Consider the following 19,780-nt stretch of genomic DNA (forward strand, 5'->3'; position numbering starts at 1 on the left):
CATGAGCGGGATCTGCATCGCCCAGGAACCGGAGGCCGACGCGCTGCTGGAACGCGAGCCCCTCGCGTTGCTGATCGGCATGCTGCTCGACCAGCAGATCCAGATGGAGGTCGCGTTCCGTGGCCCGCTGAAGCTCTACGAACGCCTCGGTGGGCTCGACGTGCGCGTCATCGCCGACCACGACCCCGAGGCCTTCGCGACGCTCGCCACCACCCCGCCCGCCATCCACCGCTACGGCGGCTCGATGGCCAAGCGGGTGCAGGAGATGTGCCGCGTGATCGTGGAGGACTGGGACGGGGACCCGGCCGCGATCTGGACCCGGCCCGGGGCCGACGGCGCCGCGCCCGACGGACGTGAGGTGCTGCGCAGGCTCAAGGCGCTGCCCGGCTACGGCGAGCAGAAGGCGAAGATCTTCCTCGCGATCCTCGGCAAGCAGTACGGGGTCACCCCGGACGGCTGGCGGGAGGCCGCGGGGGACTACGGCGCCGACGGCACCCGGCTCTCCGCGGCCGACGTCGTCGACGGGCAGACCCTCCTCGAGGTGCGCGACACGAAGAAGGCGATCAAGGCCGCGGCGCGCGAGAAGAAGGCCGCTGCGGCGAAGTGATCCGCCGAGAGGGCTAGCATCACAGGCGTGCACAAGGTTCCGGAGGCGCTCGCCGGCGCACGCGTGATCGACCCGGACCAGGTCTGCGACGCCGTCGCGGTGCTCGCCGACTCGGAGAAGGTGGCCGAGGCGGCGACCGTCCTGGACGTCCTGGGCGAGGCCAACCGTCTGTCGCTGCTGCTCGCGCTGCAGCACGCCGGGGACCTCTGCGTCTCCGACCTCGCCGTCGCCGTCGGGATGAGCGACTCGGCCGTCTCGCACGCGCTGCGCCTGCTGCGCGCACACGGCATGGTCACCGCCCACCGCGAGGGACGGCTGGTCCGCTACCGGTTGACCGACGGGCTCGCCCGCCGCGTGCTGGAGATCGTGTCGGCGGTCGCCGTCGCCCCGGGCGCGCTGCACGCGCACGGCGCCGAGGACGGGGAGGCGTCGTGACCCCCGCCATGATCGAGCAGGTTCGCCCACCGGTGCCGGCCGAGAAGCTCGACCACGAGATCGCCCGGCTGCTCGACGCCCTCCAGTCGGTCTACGACGACGGCTGGTACCCCGAGCTCGAGGTCGTGCGCCCCTGGTCGACGCACAACCCGCGGATCTCCGGCGAGTTCGCCCGGCCGTGCGCGATCCGCCGCTACCTGCACCGGGAGCTGCGCGGCCTGCTCGCCGCCGGGGCCACCGTCACCGCCCGCGCCGCCCGACCGGCCCGGGCGTTCACCGACCCGGAGTTCTTCGCCGCGCTCGACGAGGACCGCTTCGACCTGCGCGTGAAGAAGCTGTTCCTGTTCGGCCCGGAACGCATGGCGCTCTCGCTCGACCGGCTCTCGCACTACACCGGCACCCCGGCCGAGTCCTTCCAGCGGCACGTGCTGTTCACCAACTACGCCATGCACGTCGAGTCGTTCCTGGAGCGCTTCCCCGACGCCGAGCGGCCCGACCGCGCCGGTGTCCAGATGCCCGCCTACCACCACCCGGGCGCCGACGGCGACGGCGTGACCCTGGTGAACATCGGCGTCGGCCCGGCCAACGCCAAGACCGTCACCGACCACCTCGCGGTGCTCCGCCCGGACACCATGATCATGATCGGGCACTGTGGCGGCCTGCGGAACCGCCAGGAGCTGGGCGACTTCGTGCTGGCCACGGCCTACCAGCGGGCCGATCACGTGCTCGACGAGGTGCTCCCGGCGGACGTCCCGGTCATCCCGAGCATCCGGCTCAACGGCTACCTGATGGACGCGCTCGGCGCGGCCGAGGCGACCTGGCGACCGGGGGTCGTGCACACCACCGACAACCGCAACTGGGAGTTCAACCAGGCCGCGACGCTGCACCGGATGCGGCTGGCCCGGGCCGTCGCGGTGGACATGGAGTCCGCGACGATCGCGGCCAACGGCTTCCGCTACCGGATCCCGAACGCGACCCTGCTGTGCGTGTCGGACAAGCCGCTGCACGCCGAGCCCAAACTGGCCGGCGGCGCGCGGGCGTTCTACGAGACGAGCAAGCGCAAGCACCTCGGGATCGCGCTGGACGCGCTGGACCGGGTCCGCGCCGAGCACCCCGACGGGCTGCCCGGCTCCGAGGTCCGCTCCGCCGACGAGCCGCTGCTCGGCAACGGGCCCGACGGGGCCTGAGCCGCCCCGCCGGCCGGCAGGGTCAGAGCGGCCGGGTGTACCCGGCCCGGTCGGGCTGGTAGCCGAACCGCGCCAGGAACGGGTGCGGCCCGTCCCCGGCGGTGTCCCCGGCCCGGGCCAGGACGGCGCCGCGGGCGCGCCCGTGCTCGTGCGCCCACTCCAGCAGCGCCGACCCGACCCCGCGCCGCCGCCACCCGACGGCGACCCGCAGCCCCTCGACCTGCAACCGGGTCGTGCCACGCAGGACGGGCCCGGGCAGGATCGTGAGCTGCACGGTCGCGACCACCCGGCCGTCGCCGGCGCGGGCGACCGCGAGGAACCGGCCGGGGTCGCGGTCCAGGGCGTCGAAGGCCTCCTCGTAGGGCGCGAGGTCCGGGTCGTCCGGGTCGTCCGGGTCGGCGGTGTCCCCGGCGCCCGACAGCAGCGCGACGACCGCGGGGACGTCGGCCCGGGTGGCCCGGTCGACGACGAGCCGGCCCCCGGCCAGCACGACGTCCGCACCCGCCGGGTGGGCCGAGGCCCGGACGCCGTCGACGACCCGGTCCAGCCAGGCGCCGACGTTCTCCCTGGCCTCGTCGGTGTCGGGGTAGCGGCAGCGCAGGTGCAGGCCCGCCTCGTCGAGGATGAACCAGAGCATCACGCCGTCGGCGTCGCCCGCGGAGCTGACGTACTGCGCCTCCAGCCCGGCGTGGTCGATGCGCACCGGCAGCCGTCGCAGGTCCAGCCAGGAGATCGCGAACATGCCGGGGGCCTCGGGCATCCCGCCCCAGGGGGCCAGCACGTCGTCGAGCGGCCAGGACCCGAGCCGCACGGCCTCGCGGACGGCGTCGGCGCAGGCCCGCGGGTCCGGGTCGCCCGCGTCGATCACCGCGTTGGTGATGAACCAGCCGACCGAGCCGTGCCACCGGTCGTCGTAGCGGCTGTGCACCGGGAACACCGCGCGCAGCGGGGCGTGCGCCAGCTCCCGGGTGGTGCGGGTCATGACCGAGGTGACCAACGCCAGCGTCGACACCCCGGATGCGCGTGCCCGGCGTTCGAACAGCGCGCAGTCGTCGACGCCGAGCACGTCGCGCACCTCCACGCGCTCCGGGGGAGCGGGGGTGAGCTCCCCGAGCGGCAGCGGGAAGCGGGGCATCACGTCGCCGCCCGCGGCCAGGATCTCCGCCCAGCGCTGCCGGACCTGGTCGGGTGCGGGCTCGCGGCCGGCCAGGGCGGCGGTGTGCTCGGCGAAGGGGCGCACGGTGCCGGCCGGCAGCGTCCCGCCCAGGCCCTGCACGAGGTCGCGCAGGATCACCAGCAGCGACCACATGTCGACGTGGGCGTGGTCGGCGGCCACGACGAGCGTCGGCCGGTCCGCGGTGAGGATCACACAGAGCCGGTGCGAGGGCGCCGCGTAGGGGGTGCAGCGCTCGTCGAGCATCCGCCGGACGGCGTCGTCGACGGCCTGGCCGGGCGCGATGGGGTGGGTGACCCAGCGGCCGGGACGCAGGTCCACCTCGTGCAGCCGGGGACCGGCAGGGCCGGGGGAGAACACCGTGCGCAGCGTCCCGTGCCGGCGCAGCACCGCCAGCCAGGCCTCGGCCAGCGCGTCGAGGTCGACCGCGGGCAGCCGGCAGGTGATCGCCATCCACGAGCCGGGCCGGTCCCCGCGGTCGACGTGGCGGCGCTGGTCGAACGAGACCGGGACCGGGTCGCCCCTGCGGCCGACGGTGACGTCGTAGCCGAGCAGCGTCCCGTAGGGAAGGCGCAGGTGCGTCACGCTCGTCAGCCGCATGGCCATAACCTAGGCCGACGATGATCAGGAGGCGTAGCGCATGGCCACGTTCGGGATCGCCGGGGCGACGCTCGACTTCGACGTACGCGACGAACCCGGCGCTCCGGCGGTGGTGGCGCTGCACGGCCTCACCTCCAGCCGCCGCCGCGAGACCCTGATGCGGCTCGACATCGCCTCCCGGGTCGAGGGCATCCGGCTGCTGCGCTACGACGCGCGCGGCCACGGCCTCTCCGGCGGCACCACCGACCCCGCCGACTACCGGTGGCCCGCGCTGGCCCGGGACCTGCTGGGGCTGCTCGACCACGTCCTGCCCGGTGAGCGGGTGCACGGGGTCGGACCGTCGATGGGCGCCGGAACGCTGCTGCACGCCGCACTGGCCGACCCGGGCCGGTTCGCCAGCCTCACCCTGATGCTGCCGCCGACCGCCTGGGAGACCCGGCGCGCCCGGGCCCGCGACTACGAGCGCTCCGCGCTGGCCGTGGAGGCCGCCGGCATCGCGGCGCTCGACGCCGGCGCCGACGACGCGGATCTCCCCCCGGCCGCCCGGGCCGCCCGCGGACCGAACCCGACGTACGCGCCGACCTGCTCCCGGCCATCCTGCGCGGCGCGGCCGCCACCGACCTCCCCGCACCGGAGGAGCTGGAGCGGATCACGGTGCCGGTGCAGATCCTGGCCTGGACCGGGGACCCGGGGCATCCGGAGTCCACCGCGCAGACCCTGCGGGAGCGGCTGCCCGCGGCCGGGCTGTCGATCGCGGCGACCCCGGACGACGTCGTGTGGTGGTCGCGGCTGCTCGCCGCGCGGCTGCGTCGCTGGGAGTCGCTGGATCCCACCGTCGACGGACCCTCGGATGTGCGCGAGGCGCCCCGCGGGCGCCCGCGCAGAGAACGCACAGGGGTGTCACCATGGAGAGGGAGGTGGTTCGACAGTGGCTGACCAGCGACGCGAGGACCCCGTTCTCATCACGGACGCGCAGATGTCCTACGAAGAGGAACTGGAGATCCGCAAGCGGCGCTACAAGTGGACGATGGGCATGCGGATCCCGTGCATGGTCCTCGCCGGCGTCTTCTACACCTACCCGTGGGTCGCGGTGACCCTGCTCGTGATCTCCGTGCCGCTGCCGTGGATGGCGGTGCTGATCGCGAACGACCGGCTGCCGCGCAAGGCCGAGAAGCCCAACCGGCACCGCCAGGGGCACCGGGCCATCGAGGCCCGCCCGCACCCGGTGATCGACCAGGCGGACGAGCCACCTCCCGGTGACGGGCCCACGACCGACGACGAGCAGCCCACGGGCACGGCGGGCGGCGGCACCACCTCCACGCGTTGAGGCCGTGTTCGGGCATCATGGGCGCCATGTCCACGACGACGCTGCCCGAGGTCGACACCCGGCCGGAGACCACCGACAAGACCGGTGACGACCGGCCGGACATGTTCCACTACGTCAAGAAGGACCGGATCGCCGAGAGCGCCGTCCTGGGGAACATGGTCGTGGCACTGTGCGGCGAGACCTTCCCGGTGACCAAGTCGCCCAAGCCGGGGTCGCCGGTGTGCCCGCAGTGCAAGGAGATCTTCGACGGGCTCCCCCCTGGTGGCGGCGACGGCGAGTGAGACCCGCCCGAGGCGGCGCCGAGAGGGCGCCACGCCTGCGCTGAGGGCACGCCGGGACCGGCTCAGCCCCGCGCGAGCAGCAGCCGCAGCGGGGTGGAGCACGGGTCACCGGGCACGGCGCGCAGCACGGTCTCGGTGACCATCCCGGCCGACCGGTAGAGCGCCAGCGCCGCGGCGTTGTCCGCGGCCACCTCGAGCCACAGCCGCCCCGTCCCCGCCCACGGTGGCCGCTCGGGGGTCTCCCCGGTCGCACCGGGCACCCCGGCGACGGCGAGGGCGGCACCGAGCAGTGCCCGCCCGGCGCCGGTGCCGCGCCGGTCGGGATGGACCACGAGCCGGTGCAGCTCGACGCCCGGTTCCGGGCCGCGCGGCGCGGCCAGCACGGCGTAGCCCGCCGGGCCGGGCTCGCCGGGGCGTTCGAGGATCAGGTGCATCCGTGCCGGGTCGGCCGCGGCGTCGTCGTGCCACTCCGGTCCGGTGGTGTCGCCGATGCCGGGGGCGCCGTCGTCGAGCGCGGCCAGTGCCGCCGAGTCCGCCGGGCCACCCCACGGCCGCAGGACCGTGTCGCGGGCCGGGCGGGCGGGCGTCGTGCGTACACCGGTCGTGCGTGCACCGGTCGTTCGTGCGGGGGTCACCACCCGGCCATCGTGCGTCCACCCGCGCGGACCCGCTCGGGCGGGGGCCGGGTGGGACCGGGATCAGGACCGCAGGAAGGTGTCGATCTCCGCGGCGAACGGCTCCGGGTCGAGCAGCAGCTCCAGGTGCCCACCGGGGTAGCGGCTGATCCGGGAGCGGCGGATCCCGCGGTGCAGCATCGTGGCGTTGCCGCGCGGGACGATCGGGTCGTCGTCGCCGGCGATGATCAGGGTGTCGGCGGTGATCGCCGGCAGCAGCGGCAGGCTGGTCCAGCCCGAGAGCGCCATCAGCTGGTAGTAGTAGCCGCGCATCGGGCCGCGCCGGGCGCCCGCGCCGAGTGCCTCCGCGGCCCGTTCCGGGTGGTCGCGCAGCGAGCCGCCGTAGATGCGGGCGGCGACGGCGTCGATGTAGGACGGGTCCTGGTGGCGCTTCGGCGAGGTCATGACGGCCATCACCCGCGGCGAGGCGGGGATCATCAGCGCCCCCGGCCCGGTCGCGACGAGCACGAGCTTGCGGACCCGTCGTCGACGGCTGATCGCCAGCTGCTGGGCCAGCATCCCGCCCCAGGAGAACCCCAGGACGTCGGCCTCGCGCACGCCCAGCTTCGTGAGCACCTGGCCGAGCCGGTGCGCCATCCACGTCAGGTGGTACGGCATCCGCGGCACCGCTGACCCGCCGATGCCCGGCGGGGCGAACCGGATGACGTCGAGGTCCGCGGGCAGCGCCGCGACCAGCGGGTCGAGCACGTCGGTGGCGGCGCCGATGCCGTTGCACAGCAGCAGCGGGGTACGGCGGGGGCCCGGGCCGGAGGCGGGGCGACGCACGACGCGCAGGGCCCGACCGCCGCCGAGCACGTCGTGCTCCTCGAGGCCTGCCCCGCCCACGGGACGGGAGCTGGAAGTGGTCATCACCGCCGAGCCTAGGCGCCGTGGCCGGGCGGTGGGGTGCCGGAAAGGCCGAGGTGTGACGATCCCGGGCCCGCCCTCAGACGGGGGCGGGTTCGCCCAGGTAGGTGCCCGGCGCGGGGAACAGCGGTCGCAGGCGGCGGCCGCCCAGCTCGGGGGTGCGTCGCGCACCGTGCCGGACCGCTCGACCAGCCCGCGGGCCAGGTCGTCCCACCAGGAGCCCTCGACGGCCTCGGCCCCGGCCCGCCAGCGCTGCGCCACGCCGTCGCCGGTGGAGCAGGGGGCGGCCCGGAACCCGGTCGCCATCGACGGCGGTGCGATCAGCGCCCCCGCCTGGTCACCGGGGGCCAGCACGAGCCGGCAGCCGCCGCCGAGGCGCTGTGCGGTGCGGTACCCACCCGTCCAGGGCTGTACCGGGTCGTCGTCGGCGGCCACGAGGTAGCTGTCGCGCCGCAGCTCGGCGAACCGGACGGGGGTGCCGAGGACCCGCACGTCGGGCCGGTCGGGGTCCGCGCCGTCGCCGGTGGCCGCGGCGAGCGCGGCGAGGTCGGTGTGCAGCCCGGCGGGCAGCGGCAGCAGGTCGGCCACCCAGGCCCGCATCGCCCGCGCGGCGCGGCCGTCCAGGTCGGCGGTCCCGCCACCGTGTGGCACCGCCCACGGCAGCACCCGGTCCGGGCCGCGCCGCCACGCCCAGGCCCGCACCGCCGTCGCGCCGTCGAGGACGCCGTCGCGGGCGGCCAGGTCGGCGGTCTCCGCGACGGTCGCCGGGTCGGGCGCGAAGCCGGGCAGCGCGTCGGACTGGTCGAGGACGGTGGCGAGGTAGGCGACCGCGGCGACCCGGTCGTCGAGCCCGATCGCGGCCTGGTGGGCCTGCACCGCCGCGGTCAGCAGCCCGCCGGTGCGCACCCCGAGCAGCGACACCCGCGGGGCGCGGGTGATCCGCCCGCAGGCGTCGACGGCGTCGAGGACGGCGGCGGCGTGCGCGTCGAGGTCCCGGGCGGCGTCGGCCGGGCCGGCCGGGCGCCAGGACAGCGCGAACACCTGCAGGCCCTTCTCGAGCAGGTGCTCGACCAGCGAGTACCCCGGCGCGAGATCGGCCAGCCAGTAGCGGTGCACCAGCGGCGGGACGACCAGCACCGGGGTGTCGCGCACCTTCTCGGTCCGCGGCAGGTACTGCAGCAGCTCGAACATCGGGGTGCGCAGGACGACCGCGCCGGGGGTGGCGGCGACGTCGCGGCCGGGGACGGGGCCGCCCCGGGCGTCGCGGGCGCCGGTGTCGAACGGGACCGAGGGGGTGTCGGCGCCGGGGGGTGTGAAGACCCGCTCGGCGGCCTCGGCCGGGGCCGGGCAGGCCTCGTCGGCGGTCGTGGTGTCGGTGGCCACGCTGTCGGTGGTGGCCACGCGGTCGGTGGCCACGGTGTCGGTGGCCGCGGTGGCCGCGGTGGCGTCGGTCACGGCGGCGGCCCGTCCGCGGTCGTCCTGCCGGCCGGGACCGGTCCTGGCCGTGGCAGCGGCGCCGTCCCTGGCACCGGCTCCCGCCGATCCGGTGATCACGAGCGGGCCGGCGCCCGGCAGCAGCAGTGACGTGAGGCCCGCGAGGGTCGCGCGCAGCCGCTCGGCGTCCGCGGCGGGCAGGGGCATGTCGGGGCTCGCGACGGCGTCGTCGAGCAGCCCGGCCACCGCCCCGGTCGTCGCGAGCAGCACCTGGGCCACGCACCGCGCCACCGGTGCGACCGGGCCGGCCGGCACGTCCGGAGCCAGGTCGGAGCGGCCCAGGCCGACCCGGCCCAGCTCGGCGACCCAGCCGCCGCCGCGGCGCAGGAGCAGCAGCGGCCGTGCGGACACGGCGGCCGCCAGCCGCAGCCCCGCCGCGGGCAGGGCGAGGGGGCCGGCGTCGGCTGGGGTGCGGTCGCGCTCGCTCATCGCCTCCATCATCCCCACCGCGACCGGTCGCGGCGCGTTCACCCCGTCGTCGGGCGGCGTTCGGACCGGACCGGCACGGTGGCCCGGTCGCGTCGCACGAGAACCCGGAGCCCGATGAGCACCGTCGCACCGTCCACCCGTCCCCGGCACCGCAGACGTCACCGCAGACGGCCCCGCTGACGGCAACGCTGACCTCCACCGCCGGGGCGGGTGCGTTCCTACGGGAATTCCTGCGCGACCCGCTGCGCACGGCATCGGCGCTGCCGAGCTCCCGGGCGCTGGCCCTCGCCGCGACGGCGCCGGTCCCCGCGACCGGGGACCCGGTCGTCGTCGAGCTGGGGCCGGGCACCGGGGCGTTCACCGACGTCATCGCCGAGCGGCTCGGCGGCCGCGGCCACCATCTGGCCGTCGAGCTGAACCCGCGCCTGGCCACGCTGCTGCGGGCCCGCCACCCCGGCCTCGACGTCGCCGTCGCCGACGCGGCCGAGCTGCCCGCGCTGCTGGCCGCCCGCGGGCTCGCCCGTGCCGACGTCGTCGTGTCCGGGCTGCCGTGGGCGGCCTACCCGCGCGAGGAGCCGTGGCTGACCGACGTCGTCGCCGGCTGTCTGAACCCCCACGGCGCCCTGACCCAGTTCGGCTACTCGGTGACCCGGGCCCTGCCGCCCGCCCGCCGGCTCCGCCGCCGGCTCGCCGCGGCCTTCGAGGAGGTCGTGCACGGCCGCGCGGTGCTCGCCAACCTCCCGCCCGCGTTCGTCCTCACTGCCCGCCGCCCGCGGCTGCCCCGGGGCTGACCTGGCCCGTCACCGCCGGGGAGGCTCCCTGCCCGCCCACCGGGCGGCGCCGCCACGACGCCCGGCTACCCTGATCCGCGCCCCGCAGCCGTGTCGGCGTCGACGCGCGGACGTGGCGGGGAATCGCCGGTTCCCACCCGGGAACGACCCACGGACCAGGGGAGACGTGTGTCGCAGACCCAGCTCGTGTCGCCCGACACCCGCCCGCTGCGCGCGTGGCAGCGCAGCGCACTCGCCCGCTACCTCGCGACCTCGCCGCGGGACTTCCTCGCGGTCGCGACCCCGGGCGCGGGCAAGACGACCTTCGCCCTGCGCGTCGCGTCGGAGCTGCTGCGCGACCGGGTGGTCGACGCGATCACCGTCGTCACCCCGACCGAGCACCTGAAGTACCAGTGGGCCGAGTCGGCCGCGGCCGCCGGGATCGCGCTCGACCCGAGTTCCGCAACTCCGCGGGCGGCACCTCGCGGGACTACCAGGGCATCGCGATCACCTACGCCGGCGTCGCCGCGCACCCGATGCTGCACCGCAACCGGACCGAGAACCGCCGGATGCTGGTGATCCTCGACGAGATCCACCACGCCGGCGACGCCAAGAGCTGGGGCGAGGGCGTCTACGAGGCGTTCGAGCCCGCCACCCGCCGCCTGGCCCTGACCGGTACGCCGTTCCGCTCCGACGACAACCCGATCCCGTTCGTCGAGTACGTCCCCGACGCCGAGGGCGCCCCGCGCAGCCGCGCCGACCACCAGTACGGCTACGCCGAGGCGCTCGCCGACAACGTGGTCCGGCCGGTCGTCTTCCTGGCCTACTCCGGCACCTCCAACTGGCGCACCAGTGCCGGCGAGGAGATGTCGGCCCGGCTGGGGGAGCCGCTGACCCGCGAGCAGACCGCGATGGCCTGGCGGACCGCGCTCGACCCCTCGGGGGACTGGATGCCCGCGGTGCTCGCCGCGGCCGACCGCCGCCTGCAGAGCCACCGCGACGGGGGCATGCCCGACGCGGGCGGCCTGGTCATCGCCACCGACCAGACCGCGGCACGGGCCTACGCCGCGTTGCTGACCGGCATCACCGGGGTGCGGCCCGCGGTCGTGCTGTCCGACGAGGCGGCGGCTCGGAGCGGATCGCGGAGTTCTCCCGCTCCACCGAGCGGTGGATGGTCGCGGTCCGGATGGTGTCCGAGGGCGTCGACGTGCCGCGCCTCGCCGTCGGCGTCTACGCCACCAGCGCCTCGACCCCGCTCTACTTCGCCCAGGCCATCGGCCGCTTCGTGCGGTCGCGGCGGCAGGGCGAGACCGCGTCGGTGTTCGTCCCCAGCGTCCCGGTGCTGCTCGGCCTGGCCAGCGAGCTGGAGGCGCAGCGCGACCACGTCCTCGGCAAGCCGCAGCGGCCCGAGGAGGTCTGGAACGACGCCGAGCTGAACGAGGCCAACAAGGTCAAGGACGAGCCCGGTGAGCAGGAGCAGGCGTTCACCTCCCTCGGCGCCGACGCCGAGCTGGACCAGCTGATCTACGAGGGCGCCACCTACTCCGCCGACGAGGAGGACTACCTCGGGCTGCCCGGTCTGCTGGAGCCCGACCAGGTGCGCACCCTGCTGTCCCAGCGGCAGGCGGAGTGGATCGCGAAGGGGTCACCGCGCACCGGTGCCCAGGCCCGCGCGACGCCGGCGACCGAACCGACCCCGCCGCCGGCCGCCGAACGCGGGCAGAGCGTCCGGGAGCGGCTGCAGACCCTGCGCAAGGAGCTCAACACCCTGGTCGCGCTGCACAACCACAAGACCCGCAAGCCGCACGGGAAGATCCACAACGAGCTGCGGGCGCACTGCGGCGGCCCGCCGGTGGCGATGGCGACCATCGAGCAGCTCGAGGAACGCATCGCGACCCTGCGTTCCTGGCGCTGAGGGCCGCCCTCGCGGGCCGCGACCGCGCGCGAGCCCCGTTCCTGCGCGGGCGGGGCCCGCAGGCAGCACCGTCGTGCTGGGACCACCGCGCAGGCCGGGCCGGAAGGGCACGGCGGCCCGTGCCCGGGCGATGGGGCGGCCTGTCGCCGTCGCGGGGCTGCAGCGCCACCGCAGCGCCACCGCAGCACCACCGGGACGCCGGTGCGGCCGAGCACACGGTGATCCGTTCCGCGCGCGCTGATCCGCTCGACGCGCGCGTCCGGACACGCGCGGACCGCGGATCACCGCGCAGACTGCGGATCACCGCGCGGACTGCGGATCACCGCGCAGACTGCGGATCACCGCGCGGACTGCGGATCTGCGCGCGCACCGCGGATCACCGTGGGGATGGCGGATCAGCGCGCGGACTCCGGATCAGCGCGGACTGGGGATCAGCGAGCGCCGCGGGTCAGCGTGTGGACTCCGGAGGACCGTGCGCGGACGGATCAGCGTGCGGACTCCGGATCAGCGCGCGGACGGCGGATCACCGTGCGGACCGCGGATCACCGCGCGCGGAACGGATCACCGCGGGCGTCGTGTCGCCGGGCCGGTCAGGGCGGATCGGTCAGGATGGGGCGGCCCGGTCCCGGGCGGACGTGGCGGGCAGGGGGACGGGTTCGTCGCCGTCGCGGGACCGCAGGGCCACGGCGAGGACCACCAGGCCGATCCCGACCGCCTCCAGCGTCCCGGGCAGCTGACCGAGCACCACGAGCCCGACCAGGGTCGCGGTGGCGGGCAGCAGCGCCAGCAGCACCGCGAACCGGGCCTGCCCGACCCGGCGCAGCACGACCTGGTCCAGCACGTAGGGGATCAGCGAGCTGAGCACACCCAGCCCGATGGACAGGGCGAGCACCGCCGGATCGGCGAGCGGTGCGAGGTTCGCGACGCCGAACCCGGTCGCGGCTCCCGGACCCCCGACGAACAACAGCGGGACCAGGACGACGGCGGCCACGGTGAACCCCGTCGCCAGGTCGTCGATGCCGGAACCGGCGCGTGCGACCCGCTTGCCCAGCACGATGTAGGCGGCCCACATCGCCGCCGCGCCCAGTGCCCACAGCACACCGGCCGGGCTGCCGGACCAGCGGACGTCGGCGATCAGGAGCACGCCGACGGCGGCCAGGCCGACCGCGCCGATGTCGCGGAACCGGCGGGAGGCGAGTGCCGCGACCAGGACCGGGCCGGTGAACTCGACCGCCACCGCAGTGCCGAGCGGCAGCCGGGCGATCGCCTCGTAGTAGGCGACGTTCATCAGGGCCGTGGCCAGCCCGAACACCCCCGCGCGGCCGAGGCGGACGCCGCGCCAGGCGTCGCGGTCGGGGCGGCGCCAGGCCAGCAGCAGCGCGGCACCGATCAGCCGCAGCTCGGCGACCGCCGACGGCGCCAGCCGGTCGAACAGCCCGACGGCCAGTGCGGCCCCCACGTACATCGAGATCCCACCGGCCAGGAACAGCAGCGGAGCGGGAACACGATCGGGCGACGGGCGGGGACTCACTCGCCCACCGTAGTCCGCGACACACCGTATTTACCGTGGCGCGCTTGCACGTCGGCCGAGTTCCCCGCATGATTCACACGCAGTCAACTTCATACGCAATCGGTCACCGCGGGTACATCGCGGCGCCACCGGACCGTGCGGCCCGCGCCACACGTGACGGACGTCGCGACGCATCCCGGGAACACGTACAGGGGCCTCGAGCGTCTGTACAGGTGTGGGCGAGCCGCTCGTGCGGTCGTCACAGTGATACGGCGGCGAGCGCCCGAAGCCCGCCGCCGCGACGGAGGGAGACCGCTATGCAGCCCGAAACGCTGACCCGGCCCGAACTGACCCTTGCCGACCGTTGCGACCGCTGCGGTGCGGCTGCCAAGGTGCGCGCGATCCTGCCCTCCGGTGGGGAACTCCTGTTCTGCAACCACCACGGTCGTGCCCACGCCGAGAAGCTGCGTGAGTCCGGGGTGCAGGTGCAGACCGGGGAGTGACGCCCGGGGCCGCCGCGGCCCCACACACAGACCCGCGAACGGGGCGGGGATCCGATCGGATCCCCGCCCCGTTCGGCATGTCGGGGGTGTCAGGAGGTCGGGCGCCTCAGGATGCCGGCGCGAACGGCTCCTGTCCGGAGCCCGTGCCCTCGTGCGTCCCGGCCCGCCGCGACGGCGCCGGGTCGGCGGGCAGCGGGGTCGCGCCGGTGACGATGTCGGCGGCCCGCTCTGCCACCGCCACCACGGGGCCGTAGGTGTTGGCGTTGGGCGCGTCCGGGAAGATCGACGCGTCGACGACCCGCAGGCCCTCGGTGCCGTGCACCTGCAGCGTCGACGGGTCCACGACGGCGTCGGCGTCGGTGCCCATCCGCGCGGTGCTGGTCGGGTGCAGCCCGTTCTGGGCGCGCCGGGACACCCAGTCGAGGATCTCGGCGTCGGAGCGGACGGCCTCCCCGGGGAAGGTCTCCCCGGCGTCGAGGTCGGCGAACGCCGGCTGGTTCAGGATCTCCCTGGCCAGGCCGACGGCCTCCACCCAGCGACGCCGGTCGCCGTCGGTGACCAGGTAGTTCTGCACCAGGCGCGGCGGGACCGCGGTGTCGCGGGACACCGCGCGCACCGTCCCCCGGACGTCGCCCGCCATCACCGAGACGTGCATCTCGTAGCCGTGCCCGACCGGCGGGACGTCCGGCGCGAAGCGCATCGCGACCGGCGCGAACAGCATCATCACGTCCGGGATGTCCCCGGCCATCGAGGTGGAGGCGAACCCGCCGATCTCGAAGTGGTTGCTCGCCCCGACCCCGGTGCCCGAGACCAGCCAGCGGGCCGCCGCGGCGGGCAGCCGGTGCGGTGCCCGCCGCGGCGCCAGCGAGATCGGCTGGGAGCAGGCGTGCTGCAGGTGCACCGCGAGGTGGTCCTGCAGGTTCGCGCCGACCCCCGGCAGCGCCACCCGGGTCTCGACGCCGATGCCCGCGAGGTGCTCCGGGTCACCGAAACCGGACACCTGGAGCAGCTGCGGTGTCGCGATGGAACCGGCGGCCAGGATCGTCTCGCCGGCGTCGACGTCGCGGATGGTGCCGTCGGAGGCGCGGTAGCGGACCCCGATGACCCGGGTGCCGCGGGCGTCGGTGCGCAGCGCGCGGACCAGGGCGCCAGTGCGCACGGTCAGGTTGGGCCGGGAGCCGGCGACCGGGTGCAGCCACGCGTCGGTGGCCGAGAAGCGGCGCCCGCGCGAGATCGTGCGTTCGGTGCGGGAGAAGCCCTCCTGGACCGGACCGTTCGTCGAGTCGACCAGCGCGTGCCCGGCCTGCTGGGCCGCGGCCAGGAACGCCGCGTTCAGCGGGCCGGCCGCCGGGGCCTGCTCGAGGATCTGCGGGCCGTGGCCGCCGTCGGGCAGCGGGGTGCCGTGCTCGGAGGTCCGACGCTCCAGGCGGCGGAAGTAGGGCAGCAGGTGGGCCGAGCTCCACTGCTCGCAGCCGGGCAGGCGGGACCAGCGGTCGTAGTCGCCCGGGTGGGCCCGCTGGTAGACCATCCCGTTGATGCTGCTGCTGCCGCCCAGGACCTTCCCGCGCGGGACGGCGATCCGGCGCCCGGCCAGACCCGACTCGGGCTCGGTGACGTAGCACCAGTCGTAGCGCGGGTTGCCCCACGCCTTGGACAGCGCGGCGGGCATCCGGATGATCGGGTCCCAGCGGTGGTCGGGGCGGCCCGCCTCGAGCATCAGCACCCGGCGTGTGGGATCCTCCGTGAGCCGCGAGGCCAGCACCGCCCCCGCGGATCCTCCGCCGACGATGACGACGTCGTACCGGCCCATTCGCGTCCTCCACACGTACTGTCGGGATTGCCCTGTTCGAGGGAGCAACCCCCTTGCGTGGATCACGGTACGCCGCGGCCACCGCCCGTCGTCGCCGCCCCCGTACGCTCGACGGCGTGACGACGACCGAGCGTGGTGCGGACGACGGAGCGGACCTCCGCGACCGGCCCGCGGACGACGCCGACACCGCGTTGGCCGCCCTCGCGGCCCAGCTGGACGCGTCGGTCGCCGCGCTGTCCTCGGCCCGCCTACGGGTGGCCGAGCTGCAGGAACTGCGGGCGCAGGGGCTGAGCTGGCGGGAGATCGTCCCGCGCGAGGCACGGCTGCTGATCGTCGAGACCCTCACCCGCACCCTCGACGGCCTGGGCGCCGTGGGTGGCAGGTTCCGCCGTGAGGAGGCCGTCGCGCTGCACGGCGAGGGCGAGTCGATCGCCGGGATCGGCAGGCTGTTCGGGGTCAGCCGCCAGCGCGCGTCGGCCTACCTGCAGGAGCACCAGCAGCTCCTCGAACGGGGCGCGGCCCGCGAGGACCGGCCGGAGACCTGACCCCGGGGATCAGGTCTGGTCGCGCCGGCGGTGCCGGGCCTGCCGCTGGGCGGGCACCCGCGGCGCCACCGGTGCCGCGGGGGAGCGGCGGGCCGCCGGGATCAGCGCGGTGCGGTCGACCGCGTCGGACTGCTCGGGCACCGCGGACGCCGCGGTGCCCAGCTGCAGCCGGGCCAGCTCGCGGACGTCGGTGAGCCGGGCCGCGAGTGCGGTGACCACCGGCGCCAGCGCGACGACCAGCCGCTCGCCCAGCGGGTCGTCGGGCCCGCCCCGGGCGAACAGCTGCAGGGCGCCCGCGGTACGCCCGGCGACCGGGACCGGCACCGACAGCGAGCGGACCAGGCCGCAGTCGGCCGCGGCCGCGGCCAGCTCGGGCGGCCCGGTCCGGGTCAGGTCCGGCGTGGTCAGGGTGCGGTCGCCGCGCTCGGCGGCGGGGCCCGGCCCGGCGTCGGCCCGGCGCTGCAGCTCGCCCAGGCGCAGGGCGGCGGTGTCGGACCCGAAGACCCGCCGGGCCTCGGCGTCGCGGGGGTCGGCGGGCTCGCGCAGCAGCAGCGCCGCACCTCCGACCCGGGCGGCGGGCACCAGTGCGACGCAGATCCCGGACAGCATCGCGGCGACGTCCGCGTGCGCGACGGAGACGGAACCGGCCTGCAACGCGACCCGCACCAGGGCGGGTGCCGGGTCGGGCATCGGCCGCCCGGTCGTGCCGGAGGTCCAGAGCGAGGCCGCCATCTCGTCCCTTCCGCGTCAGCTCCCGCGAGCGAGGTCCGTGACACAGCGTCGCGGGTGTGGTGGGTGAGGATAACGATCGTGGTCACCGCCGCGGACGGCGGCTCGCCCGGCGCGTCCGACCGATCACCGCAGGTGACCGAAGTCGCGGCTCCGGTGACGGGGGGTGTCCGAACGGCGCGGTGCGACCGACGTCGCCCCGGCGGGACCGGGCGGGCCGCGTAAGGTCTCCGGACGTACCGCGGGAGCCCGCGCACCGAGGCTGAGAGGGCGGCAGGACCGGCCGCCGACCGTTCGAACCTGATCCGGGTCACACCGGCGTAGGGAGGCCGCTCCGTGCTGTCACGTGCTCTCCGTCCACTGGCCGTCGTGCTGGCGCTCGCGCTCGCCCTGTCCGGCTGCGCCGCGGGCGACGGCTCCGGGGCCGCGGCCGGGGGCGGGCCGATCCGCGTCGCGCTGGACTGGACGCCGAACACCAACCACATCGGGCTGTTCGCCGCCCAGCAGGCGGGCTACTTCCGCGACGCCGGCCTCGACGTCGAGTTCCTGCCCTACAACCAGACCTCGCCGGACACCCTGGTCGGCTCCGGCGCCGCGGACTTCGGCATCGGCTTCCAGGACTCGTTCACCTTCTCCAGGGCCGCGGGTGCCGACATCACCTCGGTCATGGCGATCCTGCAGCACTGGGCCACCGAGATCGCCGTGCGCGCCGACCGGTCCGACCTCACGCGGCCGCGCGACCTGGACGGGAAGGTCTACGCCGGGTTCGGCGGGCCCGGCGAGAACCAGAAGATGCAGGCCGTGATCCGGGCCGACGGCGGGCGCGGAGACTTCCGCACCGAGGTGCTGTCCACCGCCGCCTACGAGGCGCTCTACTCGGGGCAGGCCGACTTCACCGAGCCGTTCGTCAACGTCGAGGGGATCGAGGCACAGCTGCGGGGCGAGCCGATCCGTACCTTCCGCTACACCGACTACGGCTTCCCGGACTCCTACAACGTGCTGCTGCTGGGCAACTCGACCTGGCTGCGGGACAACCCGGACACCGCCCGCAGGTTCGTGCAGGCCGTCCAGAAGGGCTACGCGCTGGCCGCACAGGACCCGGCGACGGCGGCGCGGATGCTGAAGGAGGCCAACCCCGGCGCGTTCACCTCCGACGAGCTGGTCGACCGGGGCGCGCAGATGCTCAGTGAGCGCTTCCTGCGCGACGCGCGGGGCCGCGTGGGGTTCCAGACCCCGCAGCAGTGGGCCGGCTTCTCCGGGTTCCTCTACGACACCGGCACCGTCGCGGGGCCGGACGGGGCCCCGGTGCGGCAGAAGCCGGACTTCTCGACCTGGTTCACCAACGACTACCTGGCACCGTGACCCGTCGGCTGTGGCCGGCCGTCGCGCTGGTGACCGCGTTGCTGCTCACCTGGCAGGTCGCGGTCACCGTCGCCGGCACCCGGCCCCAGGTGCTGCCCTCGCCGCTGCGGGTGGTCGAGCAGGGCTGGGCGTTCCGGGCCGAGCTCTGGGCGAACACCCTCCCGACGGTCCAGGTGACGCTGATCGGGTTCACCGTCTCGATGGCGCTGGCCTGGGCCGCGGCGGTCGCGGTGGACTTCTCGCCCTGGCTGCGGCGGGCGCTGACCCCCCTCCTGGTGGCCTCGCAGACGCTGCCGGTGGTCGCGATCGCCCCGCTGCTCATCATCTGGTTCGGTTTCGGCCTGCTGCCGAAGGTGCTGGTCATCGCGCTGGTGACGTTCTTCCCGGTGGCGGTCGGGCTGATCGAGGGCTTCGCCGCGACCGACCGCGCCGCGACCGCCCTGCTGCGGTCGATGGGTGCCTCGCGCTGGCAGCGGTTCCGCTACGTGCGGTTGCCGGGGGCGCTGCCGTCGTTCTTCACGGCGCTGCGGATCGCGATCACCTACGCGGTGACCGGGGCGATCTTCGCCGAGTACGTCGGCGCCCGGGCCGGCCTGGGGATCTTCATGCAGCTCCAGAAGAACCAGTTCCGCACCGACCTGGTGCTCGCCGCGGTCGGTGTCACCGCCGTGCTGTCGGTGACGTTGTTCGCACTGACCTTCCTGCTCCAGCGCCTGGTCACGCCCTGGTACGTGGCCGACCACGACGGGGGAGGTGCGCGGTGAAGGTCGTGGTGCGCGACCTGTCGGTGTCCTACGGCGACCTGCCGGTGCTGTCCGGGGTGAGCCTGGACGTCGCGCCGGGGGAGTTCGTGTCGCTCGTCGGGCCGTCGGGATGCGGCAAGTCGACGCTGTTCGGGGCCCTGGCGGGCATCCTCGACGGGCGACGGTGACCGGCGACATCGAGGTCGACGGCGGCCCGGTGCGCGGTGCCCCGTTCGGTCTGATGCCCCAGCAGGACCTGCTGTTCCCGTGGCGCACGGTCCTCGACAACACCGCCCTCGGGCTGGAGGTCGCCCGCGTGCCGCGCCGCGAGGCCCGCGAGCGCGCCCGCGCGCTGTTCGAGCCGTTCGGGCTGGCCGGCTTCGAGGACGCCCGCCCGGGCGAGCTCTCGGGCGGCATGCGTCAGCGCGCGGCGCTGCTGCGCACCGTCGTCGCGGGCCGGCAGGTGCTGCTGCTCGACGAGCCGTTCGGCGCGCTGGATGCACTCACCCGGACCGCGATGCAGGACTGGCTGGAGTCGGTGCGCGCCCGCTACGGCTGGACGACGGTCCTGATCACCCACGACGTGCGGGAGGCGGCCCTGCTCTCGGACCGGGTGCTGGTGTTCTCGCCGCGCCCGGCGACGGTGGTGCGGGAGCTCGTCGTCGACGCCGGGCGTCCGCGCAGCCGTACCGACCCGGCGCTGGCCGCGGTCGAGGCGGACCTGCTGGACACCCTGCGCGGCTGAGGCAGGGCCGGCGTTCCGGCGCTCCGGATCGTGCCCGAGGGCAACAAAGTAGGCGTTCGTGACCGGATCGTGA

The 19,780-nt window shown here is 75.5% G+C and carries 18 protein-coding genes, 1 pseudogene and 1 riboswitch; of the genes and pseudogenes, 13 read left to right on the plus strand and 6 right to left on the minus strand.

The annotated features are described in order from the left end of the window. The first annotated feature begins 1 nt into the window (after position 1). The 3 genes from KPL57_RS09245 to KPL57_RS09255 are packed head-to-tail and all read left to right on the plus strand — an operon-like array spanning position 2 to position 2,229. A complete protein-coding gene (locus KPL57_RS09245; RefSeq protein ID WP_226351249.1) occupies positions 2-607 on the plus strand; it encodes an HhH-GPD-type base excision DNA repair protein in 606 nt (201 codons plus the stop codon). A 27-nt stretch (positions 608-634) separates the two neighbouring features. Continuing rightward, a complete protein-coding gene (locus tag KPL57_RS09250; protein WP_226351250.1) occupies positions 635-1,042 on the plus strand; it encodes a helix-turn-helix transcriptional regulator in 408 nt (135 codons plus the stop codon). Next, on the plus strand, positions 1,039-2,229 hold the full coding sequence (locus KPL57_RS09255) for an AMP nucleosidase (RefSeq protein WP_020622892.1): 1,191 nt from the start codon (positions 1,039-1,041) through the stop codon (positions 2,227-2,229). Before KPL57_RS09250 ends, KPL57_RS09255 begins: the two co-directional genes overlap by 4 nt. A gap of 22 nt (positions 2,230-2,251) precedes the next feature. On the opposite strand, the gene KPL57_RS09260 is transcribed toward KPL57_RS09255, so the two are convergent. Next, entirely contained in the window at positions 2,252-4,003 is a 1,752-nt protein-coding gene (locus KPL57_RS09260) for a GNAT family N-acetyltransferase (protein ID WP_226351251.1), read from the minus strand. A gap of 40 nt (positions 4,004-4,043) precedes the next feature. Between KPL57_RS09260 and KPL57_RS69505 the strand changes: the two genes are divergently transcribed. Both KPL57_RS69505 and KPL57_RS09275 read left to right on the plus strand, forming a co-directional pair. Further along, the gene (locus tag KPL57_RS69505; protein ID WP_308252833.1) at positions 4,044-5,330 is read left to right on the plus strand and encodes an alpha/beta fold hydrolase; all 1,287 of its coding nucleotides are present in this window, start codon (positions 4,044-4,046) and stop codon (positions 5,328-5,330) included. 26 nt (positions 5,331-5,356) lie between these two features. Then, entirely contained in the window at positions 5,357-5,611 is a 255-nt protein-coding gene (locus tag KPL57_RS09275) for a DUF3039 domain-containing protein (RefSeq protein ID WP_043279309.1), read from the plus strand. Positions 5,612-5,673: 62 nt separating this feature from the next. Here the strand turns inward: KPL57_RS09275 and KPL57_RS09280 are convergent, their stop codons facing one another. Together KPL57_RS09280 and KPL57_RS09285 are read right to left on the minus strand one after the other, a co-directional pair. Then, complete coding sequence (locus KPL57_RS09280; RefSeq protein WP_226351252.1) at positions 5,674-6,246, minus strand: GNAT family N-acetyltransferase; 573 nt, start codon at positions 6,244-6,246, stop codon at positions 5,674-5,676. 63 nt (positions 6,247-6,309) lie between these two features. After that, positions 6,310-9,075, minus strand: a complete 2,766-nt coding sequence (locus tag KPL57_RS09285; RefSeq protein ID WP_226351253.1) for an alpha/beta fold hydrolase — start codon at positions 9,073-9,075, stop codon at positions 6,310-6,312. Between KPL57_RS09285 and KPL57_RS09290 the strand changes: the two genes are divergently transcribed. Both KPL57_RS09290 and KPL57_RS09295 read left to right on the plus strand, forming a co-directional pair. After that, entirely contained in the window at positions 8,988-9,866 is an 879-nt protein-coding gene (locus KPL57_RS09290; protein WP_226351254.1) for a class I SAM-dependent methyltransferase, read from the plus strand. The two genes, KPL57_RS09285 and KPL57_RS09290, sit on opposite strands and share 88 nt — an antisense overlap. A 168-nt stretch (positions 9,867-10,034) precedes the next feature. Beyond that, positions 10,035-11,760: pseudogene (locus tag KPL57_RS09295) on the plus strand (DEAD/DEAH box helicase). A 604-nt stretch (positions 11,761-12,364) separates the two neighbouring features. On the opposite strand, the gene KPL57_RS09300 reads toward KPL57_RS09295, so the two are convergent. Then, positions 12,365-13,225, minus strand: coding sequence for a DMT family transporter (locus KPL57_RS09300; RefSeq protein ID WP_226351316.1), 861 nt, complete (start codon positions 13,223-13,225; stop codon positions 12,365-12,367). 362 nt (positions 13,226-13,587) lie between these two features. Here KPL57_RS09300 and KPL57_RS09305 point away from each other — a divergent pair, with 362 nt between their 5' ends. Beyond that, on the plus strand, positions 13,588-13,773 hold the full coding sequence (locus KPL57_RS09305) for a hypothetical protein (protein ID WP_020623547.1): 186 nt from the start codon (positions 13,588-13,590) through the stop codon (positions 13,771-13,773). A 106-nt stretch (positions 13,774-13,879) separates the two neighbouring features. On the opposite strand, the gene KPL57_RS09310 is transcribed toward KPL57_RS09305, so the two are convergent. Then, the gene (locus KPL57_RS09310; protein WP_226351255.1) at positions 13,880-15,583 is read right to left on the minus strand and encodes a choline dehydrogenase; all 1,704 of its coding nucleotides are present in this window, start codon (positions 15,581-15,583) and stop codon (positions 13,880-13,882) included. Between the two features lie 116 nt (positions 15,584-15,699). On the opposite strand from KPL57_RS09310, the gene KPL57_RS09315 reads away from it, so the two are divergent. After that, positions 15,700-16,128 carry a hypothetical protein gene (locus KPL57_RS09315; RefSeq protein WP_226351256.1) on the plus strand — a complete coding sequence of 143 codons (429 nt, stop codon included), beginning with the start codon at positions 15,700-15,702 and terminating at the stop codon, positions 16,126-16,128. A gap of 9 nt (positions 16,129-16,137) precedes the next feature. Here KPL57_RS09315 and KPL57_RS09320 read toward each other — a convergent pair whose 3' ends face one another. Next, positions 16,138-16,860 (minus strand): hypothetical protein, encoded by a 723-nt coding sequence (locus KPL57_RS09320; protein WP_226351257.1) that lies wholly within the window; start codon positions 16,858-16,860, stop codon positions 16,138-16,140. A gap of 228 nt (positions 16,861-17,088) precedes the next feature. Further along, positions 17,089-17,202: riboswitch (TPP riboswitch) on the plus strand. On the opposite strand from KPL57_RS09320, the gene KPL57_RS09325 reads away from it, so the two are divergent. The 4 genes from KPL57_RS09325 (at position 17,194) to KPL57_RS09335 (ending at position 19,707) form a co-directional block, all read left to right on the plus strand. After that, entirely contained in the window at positions 17,194-18,219 is a 1,026-nt protein-coding gene (locus tag KPL57_RS09325) for an ABC transporter substrate-binding protein (RefSeq protein WP_226351258.1), read from the plus strand. Its footprint overlaps the riboswitch before it by 9 nt. Next, positions 18,216-18,983: an ABC transporter permease gene (locus KPL57_RS09330; RefSeq protein WP_226351259.1), complete on the plus strand. Its 768-nt coding sequence runs from the start codon at positions 18,216-18,218 to the stop codon at positions 18,981-18,983. The genes KPL57_RS09325 and KPL57_RS09330 overlap by 4 nt, the downstream gene beginning before the upstream one ends. Then, complete coding sequence (locus tag KPL57_RS69510) at positions 18,980-19,150, plus strand: ATP-binding cassette domain-containing protein (protein ID WP_308252834.1); 171 nt, start codon at positions 18,980-18,982, stop codon at positions 19,148-19,150. The genes KPL57_RS09330 and KPL57_RS69510 overlap by 4 nt, the downstream gene beginning before the upstream one ends. After that, the gene (locus KPL57_RS09335; RefSeq protein WP_308252835.1) at positions 19,147-19,707 is read left to right on the plus strand and encodes an ABC transporter ATP-binding protein; all 561 of its coding nucleotides are present in this window, start codon (positions 19,147-19,149) and stop codon (positions 19,705-19,707) included. Before KPL57_RS69510 ends, KPL57_RS09335 begins: the two co-directional genes overlap by 4 nt. Positions 19,708-19,780: the final 73 nt, after the last annotated feature.

The sequence above is a fragment of the Pseudonocardia sp. ICBG601 genome, assembly GCF_020496245.1.